The organism is Hymenobacter sp. PAMC 26628 (genome assembly GCF_001562275.1).
Lineage (GTDB): Bacteria > Bacteroidota > Bacteroidia > Cytophagales > Hymenobacteraceae > Hymenobacter.
The window spans coordinates 4715835-4727899 of record NZ_CP014304.1; the positions used below are offsets into that span (position 1 = coordinate 4715835).

11 protein-coding genes and 2 tRNA genes are annotated in these 12065 nt (G+C 62.0%); 3 read left to right on the forward strand and 10 right to left on the reverse strand.

The window, feature by feature from the left end; all coding sequences use genetic code 11:
- Positions 1-35: 35 nt before the first annotated feature.
- From AXW84_RS20400 to AXW84_RS20415, 4 genes are all read right to left on the reverse strand, one after another.
- On the reverse strand, positions 36-1103 hold the full coding sequence (locus AXW84_RS20400) for a serine hydrolase domain-containing protein (RefSeq protein ID WP_068237681.1): 1068 nt from the start codon (positions 1101-1103) through the stop codon (positions 36-38).
- Positions 1104-1166: 63 nt separating this feature from the next.
- Positions 1167-4055 (reverse strand): DNA polymerase I, encoded by a 2889-nt coding sequence (polA, locus tag AXW84_RS20405; protein WP_068237683.1) that lies wholly within the window; start codon positions 4053-4055, stop codon positions 1167-1169.
- Between the two features lie 150 nt (positions 4056-4205).
- Positions 4206-4922 (reverse strand): LytR/AlgR family response regulator transcription factor, encoded by a 717-nt coding sequence (locus tag AXW84_RS20410; RefSeq protein WP_068237685.1) that lies wholly within the window; start codon positions 4920-4922, stop codon positions 4206-4208.
- A 123-nt stretch (positions 4923-5045) separates the two neighbouring features.
- Positions 5046-6452: an FAD-dependent oxidoreductase gene (locus AXW84_RS20415; protein ID WP_204248394.1), complete on the reverse strand. Its 1407-nt coding sequence runs from the start codon at positions 6450-6452 to the stop codon at positions 5046-5048.
- Between the two features lie 203 nt (positions 6453-6655).
- On the opposite strand from AXW84_RS20415, the gene AXW84_RS20420 reads away from it, so the two are divergent.
- Positions 6656-6847: a hypothetical protein gene (locus AXW84_RS20420; protein WP_157887158.1), complete on the forward strand. Its 192-nt coding sequence runs from the start codon at positions 6656-6658 to the stop codon at positions 6845-6847.
- Positions 6848-6882: 35 nt separating this feature from the next.
- Complete coding sequence (locus tag AXW84_RS20425) at positions 6883-7413, forward strand: GyrI-like domain-containing protein (RefSeq protein ID WP_068237691.1); 531 nt, start codon at positions 6883-6885, stop codon at positions 7411-7413.
- Between the two features lie 247 nt (positions 7414-7660).
- On the opposite strand, the gene AXW84_RS20430 is transcribed toward AXW84_RS20425, so the two are convergent.
- The 4 genes from AXW84_RS20430 to AXW84_RS20445 form a co-directional block, all read right to left on the reverse strand.
- A complete protein-coding gene (locus AXW84_RS20430; protein WP_068237694.1) occupies positions 7661-8089 on the reverse strand; it encodes a hypothetical protein in 429 nt (142 codons plus the stop codon).
- A 202-nt stretch (positions 8090-8291) separates the two neighbouring features.
- Positions 8292-8840: a hypothetical protein gene (locus AXW84_RS20435; protein WP_157887159.1), complete on the reverse strand. Its 549-nt coding sequence runs from the start codon at positions 8838-8840 to the stop codon at positions 8292-8294.
- Between the two features lie 106 nt (positions 8841-8946).
- Positions 8947-9020, reverse strand: a tRNA-Pro gene (locus AXW84_RS20440).
- A gap of 110 nt (positions 9021-9130) precedes the next feature.
- Positions 9131-9204: transfer RNA gene (locus tag AXW84_RS20445), tRNA-Pro, on the reverse strand.
- A 181-nt stretch (positions 9205-9385) separates the two neighbouring features.
- Here AXW84_RS20445 and AXW84_RS20450 point away from each other — a divergent pair.
- A complete protein-coding gene (locus AXW84_RS20450; protein ID WP_068237701.1) occupies positions 9386-9865 on the forward strand; it encodes a T9SS type A sorting domain-containing protein in 480 nt (159 codons plus the stop codon).
- On the opposite strand, the gene AXW84_RS20455 is transcribed toward AXW84_RS20450, so the two are convergent.
- Both AXW84_RS20455 and AXW84_RS20460 read right to left on the reverse strand, forming a co-directional pair.
- Positions 9862-10260, reverse strand: coding sequence for a VOC family protein (locus AXW84_RS20455; protein ID WP_068239848.1), 399 nt, complete (start codon positions 10258-10260; stop codon positions 9862-9864). The genes AXW84_RS20450 and AXW84_RS20455 overlap by 4 nt on opposite strands.
- A gap of 13 nt (positions 10261-10273) precedes the next feature.
- Positions 10274-12058: an ABC transporter ATP-binding protein gene (locus AXW84_RS20460; protein ID WP_068237704.1), complete on the reverse strand. Its 1785-nt coding sequence runs from the start codon at positions 12056-12058 to the stop codon at positions 10274-10276.
- Between the last annotated feature and the right edge of the window lie 7 nt (positions 12059-12065).

The following is a 12065-nucleotide window of genomic DNA, read 5'->3' on the forward strand; positions in this document are numbered from 1 at the left end:
TTGGCCAGCAAGTCATTTTATTGCTAGCCAACGCTTCATTCAGCCAGCCACTGCGTGGCCCAGTACTGGCCTGGCCCGAAAAACAACTGCATCACTTCGTCCACCAATTTGGGGCCGTTGGAGCTGTTAGTGAAAATCAGCAAGCTTTCCTGCTTGCCGGGTAGCGTCATGAAAAAACCTTTGAAGTTGCCGTTGTCGCCCCATTGCCATTGGGCGAGGCCCTGGCTGGTGGTGGCCAGCCCCACGCCGCACGCCCAAGCAATGTAAGGGTCGGCCGCGGTGGTGGGCTGGCCGCAGCGGTCGGCGGCTGTGGCGGGCGCGAGCAGCAACTGAGCCGTCACGGGCCGCAACCCCTTACCCGTGCGGAACGCCTGCAAAAAACGGTTGTAGTCGCCCGCTGTGGCGTACAAGCTATACCCCACGTTGGGGTCGGTGAAGTGGTCGATGGGCGAAGGTTTACCCTCACCATCGTGGCCGGCGCTAGCGGTAGCAGCAAACGAGGCTTGCCAGGTAAAACTGCTGTTTTTCAGTCCTAAAGGCTTGAATATTTCTTCCGTAGCCAGCACCTCAAAAGGCTTGCCGGTGAGGTACTCCAGGGTTTTTTGTAAAAATGTGTAGCCCTCGCCCGAGTAATTCCAGCAGCTGTCGGGGGCGTATTCCAGCACCAGGGCCGATGTTTTCCAGCCGGGGCCCGTCGGGTTCTCAGCCCAGTTGGGCAAGCCGGCCGTGTGCGACAGCACCATGCGCGCGGTGATGCGGGTGGCCCGGGGCTGGCCGCGCAGCCGGGGGTAATCGTGGTACTGCAACAGCGGCTTGTCGAGGTCGAGCAGGTTGCGGTCGTGCAACCGCAAGGCCACGTACGCCAGCATTTCCTTGCCCAGCGACGCCGCCTCGAACGTGGTGGCCGCCGTAACGGGCTGGCTGGCACCCGCTTCGCGCACCCCAAGGTTATAAGATTCTACGGTTTTGCCTTTGGTATACACCACCTGCATGCCGGGCACGCCGTGGCGCTGGAGCAAGGCCGTTAGCTCAATTGCCCGTTGCGCCAAGGCCCCCTGGCTAATCAAGGTGCACAACAGCAGTAGTATCATGTTCTTCATCATGCTCAGGTCGCTCCCTGGCTAGTCAAGGAGCGGCCCAAAGCTCGGTGGAAATGGCAAGCCAGCCTAGTGCGCTTGCAGCCAGTTGCGCCCCGTGCCCACTTCTACTTCCAGCGGTACGCCGCGGGGCAGCAGCAGGGCCTGAGTCATCAACTCCTTGATTTTGGGGGTGATGTAGGCCACTTCTTCCTGCACGGCGTCAAATACGAGTTCGTCGTGCACTTGCAGGATCATGCGGGTTTTTAGCTTTTCCTCGCGCAGCCAGTTGTAGATATTGACCATGGCCAGCTTGATGATGTCGGCGGCGGTGCCCTGGATGGGGGCGTTGATGGCGTTGCGCTCGGTGTAGCCGCGCAGCGTGGCGTTGCGCGAGTTGATGTCGCGCAGGTAGCGGCGGCGCTTGAGCAGCGTTTCGGCGTATTCCAGCTCGCGGGCTCGGTTGATGCTGTCGTCCATGAACTGCTTCACCGACGGGAACTCCTGGAAATAGGTATCGATGATGTCGTTGGCTTCCTTACGGCTGATGCCGATGCGCTGGGCGAGGCCAAAAGCGGAAATGCCGTAGATGATGCCGAAGTTGACGGTTTTGGCCTTGCGGCGCATCTCGCCGTCCACCTCGCTCAGCGGCACCCGGAACACCTTGCTGGCCGTGCTGCTGTGCACGTCGATGCCCTGGCGGAAAGCTTCGATCATCGTCGCATCGCCCGAAAAATCGGCCATGATGCGCAGCTCCACCTGCGAATAGTCGGCCGCCAGCAACAGGTGCTGGTCGTCGCGCGGCACGAAGGCTTTGCGAATTTCGCGGCCCTTTTCGGTGCGAATGGGGATGTTTTGCAGGTTGGGGTTGGTGCTGCTCAGGCGCCCGGTGGCCGTCACGGCCTGGTTGAAGTTGGTGTGCACGCGGCCGTCTACCACGCTCACCAGCTGGGGCAGGGCCTCCACGTAGGTGCTACGCAGCTTGCTGAGCTGGCGGTACTCCAAGATGAGGGCGGCAATGGGGTTGTCGGCCGCGAGCTGGCTCAGGATTTCCTCGCCTGTGGCGTACTGGCCGGTTTTGGTTTTCTTGATTTTGCCGCCGCCGACCTGCATTTTGTCGAACAGCACCTCGCCCAGCTGCTTGGGCGAGCCGATGTTAAACTCCTGCCCGGCTTCCTGGAAAATCTGGCGCTCCAGCTCCGTCACGTAGCCCTGCAGCTCGGCCGAATATTCGCCCATCGCCACCGAGTCGATGCGTACGCCCTCGTACTCGATGCTGCTCAGCACCGGCACCAGCGGGTTTTCCACGGTGTTCAGCAGCTCTAGCAGGCCCAGCTCTTTGAGCATCGGCTCGAATACGTGCTTGAGTTGCAGGGTCACGTCGGCGTCTTCGCAGGCGTAATCCTTCACCAGCGCCGGTTCGATGTCGGCCATCGTGATTTGCTTCTTGCCCTTGGGGCCGATGAGGTCGGTGATGGGCACCGGGGCGTAGTGCAGGTAGGTTTCGGCCAGCACGTCCATGTTGTGGCGCATGTCGGGCTCGATGAGGTAGTGCGCCAGCATGGTGTCAAACAGGGGCCCCGCCACTTCCACGTTGTAGTGCTTGAGGATGCTGAGGTCGTACTTGATGTTCTGGCCGATTTTGAGAATGTCCTTACTCTCAAAAAACGGGCAGAACTCGTCCACAATGGCCTGGGCGGCGGGCAGGTCGTCGGCCGGCACGGGCACGTAGTAGGCCTCGCCCGGCCGGTAGCAGAAGCTCAGGCCCACGAGGCGCGCCGTCATGGTATTCAGGCCCGTGGTTTCGGTGTCGAAGCTCACCTCCGCCTGGCGCAGCAAGAAGTGCAGCAGCGACTGGCGCCGCGCGGGCGTGTCCATCAGGTGGTACTGGTAGGGCACGTCTTCGAGCCGGCGGCGGGGCCCGTCGGGGGCCCCAGCCTGGCCGGTTTCGCCGTATTCGGCCCCAATGGCCACCGCCTCGTCGCCGGGGTTGCCGAAGAGCGAGGCTTGGCCGCCGGCCGCCGGCCGGGGCCGCCGCGCCCCGGTGGTGCCGGGCTTGGCCACGCTGGCCGGGGTGCGCTCGGGGCCCCCGCCCAGCACGCGGGCGGCCAGCTGCCGGAACTCCAACTCGTCGAACAGCTCGCGCAAGCGGGCTTCGTCGGGCGCGTCGAGCACCAGCTTGTCGGCTTCAAACTCCAGCGGCACGTTCACGTGGATGGTGGCCAACTCCTTGCTCATCAAGCCCTGCTCGGCGAAATTGCGCACGTTCTCCTGCTGCTTGCCCTTCAGCTCGTCCACGTTGGCCAGCAGGTTCTCCACCGAGCCGTATTTCTGAATCAGCGTTTTGGCTGTCTTCTCGCCGATGCCGGGAATGCCGGGGATGTTGTCGCTCGCGTCGCCCTGCAGGCCCAGGATGTCAATGACCTGCTCCACGCGCTCAATCTCGAAGCGGGCCAGCACGTGGGCCACGTCCAGAATTTCGGCCGCGTTGCCCATGAAAGCCGGGCGGTATATTTTAATGTTGTCCGTCACCAGCTGGCAGTAGTCCTTGTCGGGCGTCATCATGAACACCTCAAAACCCTGGGCCTCGGCGCGTTGGGCCAGCGTGCCAATTACGTCGTCGGCCTCAAACCCGTCCATCATCAGGATGGGAATGTGGAAACCCTCGATGATTTTTTTGATGTACGGCAGGGCGATGCCGATGTCCTCGGGCATGGCCTGGCGCTGGGCCTTGTAGTCGGCAAACTGCTCGTGGCGGAAAGTTTTTTTGGGGCCGTCGAAGCACACGCCGATGTGGGTGGGCCGCTCCTTTTGCAGCACCTCCACCAGGGTATTGGTGAAGCCCAATACGGCTCCCGTGTTCATGCCCTTGGAGTTGATGCGCGGGTTTTTGCTGAACGCAAAGTGCGAGCGGTAGATGAGGGCAAAAGCGTCGAGCAGGAAGAGCTTTTTGGGGGCGGCAGCGGCGGCGTCGGTCATGGCACGCAAAAGTACGGCGGGGGCGGGCCGGCCGTTGGCCGCCCCGCCTCCTGGCGGGGCTCCAGCGAGGCTTGGGGCCCTAAAAAGCGAAGCCCCTGGAAGAGGCAGCAACTGCAACTTCCGGGGGCCCAAACAGAACTATTCGCTTAACTACATCTTCGACAGCCCCTTGAAAAAGCCTTCCTGGTACGACTTGCCGATGGGCACGTAGTAGCCGCCCTTTAGGTTGGCGGTATTGTCTTCGATGGATTCGATGTGCTGCGTGTTGAGCAAGTAGCTGCGGTGCACCCGCACGAAGTTGGGGAACACGGCCAGCCGCGCCTCCAGGGCCTTCAGGGTGGTGTAGACGATGTACTTGTGTTGCGCCGTGACGATATTGACGTAATCGGACAGGGCCTCGACGTAAAGCACGTCGTTGAAGTTGATGCGCACCATGCGGCTGTTCACCTTCACAAACACGTCGGCGTTGGCGGGCGCGTCGGGGGCCCCGGACGCGGCGGCCGGCTGGGGCCGCGGGTGCTGGCGCACGCGCTCCACGGCTTGGCTGAAGCGGCCGTACTCAAACGGTTTCACCAGGTAATCCGTCACCTGCAGCTCGAAGGCATCGACGGCAAAATCGTTGCGGGCGGTGGTGATGACAACGGCGGGCGGGTCTTGCAGCAAGCGCAACAGCTCCAAGCCGTTGAGGTGGGGCATTTCGATGTCGAGGAACAGCAAGTCCACGGCGTGGCCTTCGCGCAGGTAGGCCAAGCCGGCAATGCCGTCGGCCAGCGAGGCCTTCAGCTCCAGGCCCGGCGTGAGGCTCACGTAATGCTCCAGGGTGAGCCGGTTGATTTCGTCGTCGTCGATGATGGCGCAGGTAAGCATAAGCGAGGAGCCCGGCGGGTAAAACTACTGGGCGAAAAGCACCCTTGGCAGGGCTAAGATAGCCGTTGGGCTAGCAAAAGTCGGCACTGGTCCCGATGTTCCCGTTTTTTTTCTGTGGGGCCCCTATATGCCGGCGTGGCCTAGCTCTTCGGCTAGGTGCGCCTGCACGGCTGGATCGTCGAAATCGGCTTCGGTTTGAATGTAAGGCATCAGTTGGGCCATCACCGCATCCTGGCGCTGGCCGGCGGCCCAAGCCTCGGCGTAAGGCAGGTGCGAGAACGTAACGCGCGTGTAGAGCGGCACCCAACGGGTGGGGTGCAGGGCGGCAATTTTGTTCTCGATGCGCTTCTGGAGCAGGAAGCGCGGGTCGCCCACCCGGTCGCGCATCTCCACGAAGTTGTAGAGGGCCAGGTCGGCCATGGCGTCGGCGTTGGGCTTGCGCTGCTGCTCGAAGGCGGCCATCACGGCGGGCCAGTTGGCGTCGCCGTGCGCGTTCAGCAGGCCATCAAGCACGGTGCAATCCTCGAAGCCCACGTTCATGCCCTGGCCGTAGAACGGCACGATGGCGTGGGCCGCGTCGCCGAGCAGCAGCACATCGGCCGCGTGCCAAGGGTAGCAGCGCACCGTGACGAGCGAGCTGGTGGGGTTGGTGAAAAACTCCTCGGCCAAGCCCGGCATCAGCGGCACGGCGTCGGCAAACACGTCGGCGAAAAAGGCCGTGACCGCCGCCGCGTCGGGCAGGGCGGCGAAGCTCGTGGGGCCCTCGTAGGGGAAAAACAGGGTGGCGTTGAACGAGCCGTCGAGGTTGGGCAGCGCAATCATCAGGTACTGGCCGCGGGGCCAGATGTGGAGCGCGTTTTTTTCCAGGGCCCACATGCCGCCAGGGCCCGCCTCAATGGTCAGCTCCTTGTAGCCGTACTCCAAGTATTCCTGCGAGTAATTGTAGCGGTCGGTGCGTTGCAGGGCCCCGCGCACGGCCGAGAATGCCCCATCGGCCCCAAACAGCTGGGTGTAGGGCTCGGCATACTCGCGGCCGGTGGCCACGTCGCGCAGGTACAGGGTGCGGCCGGCCAGGTCGAGGCGCTGCAGTTGCTGGCCGAAGCGCAGCTGCACGCCGGGCCGGGCCTCCAGCAAATCGAGCAGCGTGCGGTTGAGCTGGTCGCGGTTGACGGAGTAGATGGCCTGCCCGGGGGCCCCGTAGGGCTGGCCCGTGAGTTGGCCCTGGCGGTCGTGCATCACGCGGCGGTAGAGCGGAATGCTGACCTGCCGGATGTCGTCGGCAATGCCCACGCCCTCTAGGGCCCGCCAGCCGCGGTCCGACAAGGCCAGGTTGATGGAGCGGCCTTCGCTGCGCTGGCGCAGGCGCAGGTCGGGGCGGCGGTCGAGCACTTGCACCGCGTGGCCGCGCCGGGCTAAGTATAGCGCCAGCAGCGAGCCCACCAGCCCCGCCCCCGCCACCGTGAGGGGCGCCGCTGCCCCGGCCGGCGGCGCCGAAACCGCTTCGGCGGCAGAAATAATGGGCAAGGCCATGGTTATACGAGGAAGGTAAACGGCTGCGAAGCTACGCCCACCCAGTAACAGCCGCCGGCCGGTGAGGTTCGTTGGGACAATCTTTCAAGCCGTTCGGGCCGCCGAAAGCGCTGTTAGCCGAAACCTGGGCCCAGCGGCAATTTGGTGGGGCCCTTACTTCGGATATTTATGCAGGCGATTGAATAAAAAGATAGATTTTTTGCATGATGAGAGAATTACCGGAAGCCTGTGCTCACTTTGATGCCAACACCAACACGGGCTTTACCCCCTCGGCCCCCACCGTAGGCCCCGGGCAGTGGACCCACGAAACGGCTTCCACGTTTTTTCTCTACGGCTACCTCATCGGCGAATACGCCGACACGCTGCTCTGCGGCCACCCCGATTTGGTATACTAGCCCCGCCCACGGGGCCCCGCCGCTACCTTTGCGGCATGATGACCCGCTACATTTTCCTAGCTGTTATATTATTCAGCGTACTGGCCGTGGGGGCTTATGCTTGGCTTGGCGGCTTCCGCCCCGCCGCCGCCGCCCTTGAAACTACTGCCGCCCCAGTGTTTTTGGCCGGGCAGGCCTACGCTGGCTCGGCGCAGGGCGACGGCTTTGGGCCCCTGTTCCGCCGCGCCAAGCAGGTGCTCGACCAAGGCCGCCTGCCCGGCGCCGCCCTCGCCAACCTCTACTACAATAACCCCGAAACCGCCCACGACACCGTGCGCGCCTTCATCGGCCTAGCTGTGGCCGACACGCTGCGGCCCCTGCCCGCCGGCCTTCGCTACCGCCTCGTGCCCGCCGGCCAGCGCGTAGTGGCTGCCCGCGTGGCCGGCGTTAGCTATTTGCTCTCGCCCAACAAGCTCTACCCTGCCGCCCTCGACGCGGTGAAGGCCCAGAAACTGACGCCCCGCAACTTTTACCTCGAACGCTTCGGCCCCGGCGAAACCGCTGAAGTATGGGTAGGAGTGAAATAGGGCCCCAAGTGAGCACACAAAAAAGCCCGGTGACTACCTTGTCCTTACCCAAATCTTTTCTCGGTTTTTCTGAGGTAACGCTAAGGCTCGTTTTTTACTGGATTACCCCGCTTGAAAAGTGACAAATTAGGTAGACAACCACGCAAAAACGCCCTTCCAGCCACATGGCCGGAAGGGCGTTTGAGTTTTAAGTAAGGACAAGTGATGAGCGGGGCTTTCTTATCTGGCGGCGGGTACCGGCACACGGCTACCGATGATACGGGACCGTGGCAACGAAGCGGCTGCCATCCGAGCGGAGATTGGTTACCTCGTATACGAAGGCGGTCGCGGTGAGCGAGCGAGCGGCGAACGTCTGGTACGTTGCCTGATTCGGAAAAGTAAGTACCTCTCCCGTCCGCGTATAGGTCTCGCTGGTGGGTGTAACCCCCGGGGTGTTCGCGTTGAAGGTGAAGGTCGTGGAGGTAACGTCTAGCAGGTGAACTACCTGATTGGTTACCGAACTCAGACCACCAGCAAAGGCGGCTGGGTCGAGTTTCCCAGTTGGGTCATACACCTGGTACGTGATGGCGTCACTTTGCCAATGCCCGAGTAAGGGGTCATCGGGGGTGGGGTCGGCCTTGTGGCAGCCGGCCAGCGTGGTTCCGAGCAGGACCAGTAGGAGTAGGTATCTCTTCATAGGGCGAAGATAGAAAAAGCCCGACTGCAAGATTTGGGTAAGGACAAGCGACTAACCGGGCTTTTTTGTGTGCCAGAAATAACCTGGCAAGCAGCTGTTTATCGTTAAAAAATCCTCTTACAGTATTCAGGGTCCCTTTTCAATCACTATGGGCCCCGCCCAATCGCCGCGGCGTGGATGAATATCCTGCAAAGCGCAAGGTCTACTTACCGAAATAGTAAGCTGCGCCCAGCTGAAAATTATTCAGGCTAAACCCTAAGTCCAGTGTGGAAGTACTATTAAAGTTGGTGGCGTACGTGAGGCCCCGCAGGGAAGCTTCCAAGCCAAAGCGCGGAATGGGGAAGAAAGCCAGCCCCGGCGTCACGCTCAAATAGCCTTGGTTGTAACCATTAGAACCTGTCTCGTTCGTGCGGGTATAGCCCAGACTGCCTTGGCCGAATAGCGCAAATTTGTCGCCACCCACGAACCGGTAATACCGGGCAAAAGGCCCCACGGCGTATGAATTGCTGCCGAAGCTATTCGCGTTGCCACTGTATAGTCTGATGCTGGCGCTAACGCCCAATGCCAAATTATCGGCCACGAATGTGCCTATTGTAGGGGCAAACTCGAAAAGATCACGCGTTACCCCACTGCTCACGCGTTGGTAGCCGATGGTGCCCGTTAGTAGGCCTTTGCCCTTGGTGAGTGGCGTTTGCGCACGGGCGGTGCCGGCAGCAAGGGCCAGCAACGCAAGTAGAAGTACTCTTTTCATAGATGTGGAAAGGAAACGTGGAACGTTCCAACAAATGTATTTCCCCCGGAGGCGCACAAAAAAAGCCCGGCCCTTCTGCGAGAGAAGGGCCGGGCTTTTTTGCGGGTCGGGGTGGCAGGATTCGAACCTACGGCCTCGTCGTCCCGAACGACGCGCGCTACCGGGCTGCGCTACACCCCGAAACTGGGGCCGATGGGGCGGCGCCCGTTTCCATTTCCAATTCCCGAAGCGGCCGAAAAAAGCCCCCGAACACGAAGTTCGGGGGCTTTCAAGAGCAGCTGCCCTTTAAGTCGGAGTGGCAGGATTCGAACCTACGACCTCCAGCACCCCATGCTGGCGCGATACCAGGCTACGCTACACCCCGATGGGTAATTGGAGCAACAAAGGTAAGGCGTTTGCCGCGCCCAGTGCAAGCAACGGCCAATTATTTTTTACTCGTCCCGGTCAGCCAGGGACCACGGCGCCTCGCATTCGGGTGATTGGCGGGCGGTTATGTACTTTTATCCATGCCGTCGTTATCGGCTTTTTTTATTCTTTTGATCGTTATGAAAATTCTATTCTTTATCCTCTGCGGCGGGCTTTTGGCCTTAGACCCGGCCGCCGCCCGGGCCCAAGCCAAGGCTCCCGCCAAACTTCTAGCCAAAGTTCCTGCGAAAGCGGCGCCGGCCAAGGCCCCCGCCGCCAGCCCTGCCCCGAGCAAAGCCGCGGCGGCGGCCATTCCGGAAGCCGCAAAGGCCGCCGCCGTGGCCCTATCCCCCGCCACACCAGCGGCCGATCCCACTGCGCTCAAAATCAAGGCAGAGGTGAACCCCACCACCCGGCAGCTCGCGGTGCACACCAACGCGCCCGGCCCCACCACCATCGAGGTGAACGACGCGACCGGCCGCCCGGTACTTACCCGCAACGTGATGGCCGGCGCGAAGCCCATTGAGCTGAACGTGTCGCAATTGCCCGCGGGCTACTACGTGGTGCACTGCACGGCCGGCCTGCGCACCGGCATGCGCCGCGTACACCTCGGCGACTAGCTGCCCAGCGGCTCCAGCAAATCCCAGCGGTTACCGTATATGTCTTCAAACACGGCAACGTGGCCGTAGGGCTCCGCGCGGGGCGCCTCGAGGAAGCGCAGGCCGCGGGCTTGCAGCACGGAGTAATCGCGCCAGAAGTCGTCGGTGTGCAGGAATAGCCACACCCGGCCGCCGCCCTGCTGGCCCACCGTGCGCTTTTCTGCTTCGGTGTGGGCTTCGGCTAACAACAAACCGCAGCCGGCGGTGGGGCCCTGGGGGACCACCACCACCCAGCGCTTGCCGCCGCCCAGGTCCGCATCGGCCGCGAGGGCAAAGCCCAGCACGTTGGTGTAGAAGTCAATGGCTTCATCGTAGGTGCGCACGAGCACCGTGATGTGGGCGAGGCGTTGCTTCATGATCATCAGTAGATTACGCTTCCTCGGCTTGCAGCTGCCGCTCGTAGAGGGCGCGGTATAGACCCTCGGGCTCGGCCATGAGGGCCTCGTGGGTGCCGTGCTGCACGATGGTGCCGTCGTCGAGCACCAGGATGTGGTCGGCCAGCTTCACCGAGCTCACGCGGTGCGAGATGATGAGGCTGGTGCGGTCGGCCATGATGCGCTGCAGGGCCCCCAGGATGGTGTTCTCCGTCTTGGTATCGACGGCGGACAGCGAGTCATCCAGGATCAGAATTTTGGGCTCCTTCACTAGGGCCCGGGCCATGCTCACGCGCTGCTTCTGGCCGCCGGAAAGCGTGATGCCCCGCTCGCCCACCTTTGTGTCGAAGCCTTCGGGGAAGGCGATGATGTTGTCGTACACGGCCGCGTCGCGGGCGGCTTGCAGCATCTTTTCCTCCGACGGCTGGTCGAGGCCGAAGTTGATGTTGTGCCGGATGCTGTCGGAGAACAGGAACACGTCCTGCGGCACGTAGCCAATTTGCTCGCGCAGGCTGGTTAGCGAATAGTCGCGCACGTCAATCCCGTCTACCTCGACCTGGCCGGCGGTGGTGTCGTAGAGGCGGCAGAGCAGGGCGGCGATGGTGCTTTTGCCCGAGCCCGTGTTGCCGATGACGGCCAGCGTTTGGCCGGGCCGGATGCGGAAGCTCACGTTGTGCAGGGCCCTAATGCCAGTGTCGGGATAGGTGAACGACACGTTGTCAAACACGATGTCGCCCTGCATTTCATGCTCCAGGTTTTGGCGCGACACGATGTCGGTTTTCTGGTCCAGGAATTCGTTGAGGCGGGCCTGCGAGGCCTCGGCGCGCTGCACTAGTGACGACGTCCAGCCCAAGGCCGTAACCGGCCAGGTGAGCAGGTTCACGTAGATCAGGAATTCGGCGATGGTGCCCGTGGTGATAGTGCCGCGGATAACCTCCTGGCCGCCCACCCACACGGTAATGAGCGTGCTCAGGCCGATGAGGAACAGGATAAGCGGAAAGAACAGCGAGTTCACGAAGTTGAGGCTCAGCGACTTTTCCTTATACTCATTGCTGGCCTTGGTGAACTGGGCGTGCGAGTCGGCCTGGCGCGAGAACGATTTCAAAACCCGAATGCCCGAAAACGCTTCCTGGGTGAAGGTGGTCATGGCCGCCAGCGACCGTTGGATTTGGTCGGACTTGCGCTCAATTAAGTTATTGACGTAGAAGATACTGACCGAGAGCACCGGCAGCGGCGCCAGCGTGTAAAGCGTGAGCTTGACGTTCACCATCAGCATGAGCGGCACAATGAGCACGAACAGCACCACGAGCTGCAAAAAGTACATGATGCCGGGGCCCAAGTACATGCGCACGCGGCCCACGTCTTCGCTGATGCGCGACATAAGGTCGCCGGTGCTGTGGCGGCGGTAAAAGCTGAGTGGCAGCGACTGGTAGTGCAGGTACACCTGGTTTTTCTGGTCGTTCTCGACCAGGCGCGACATGACGATGAGCGTCTGGCGCATGAAGAACAGGAAGATGCCCCGCAGCAGCGCCAGCACGATGATAAGCACGCCGTAGAAGAGCACGTTGCGGCCGAACAAATCGTAGACGCCGCTCTGCGCCTGGGTGCCGGCGAAGAGGTGGTAGAGGTCGATGCCCTCGCTCACCAAGTCGAAAGCGTAGCGCACGAGCTGGGCCGGAAAAATGGTCAGCAGTGTGCTCAGCACCACAAACAGCACGCCCCCGAGGAAGTGCCATTTGTAGCGGTAAATGAACGGATTGACAGCGGTGAGGGCGCGCACAGACGGG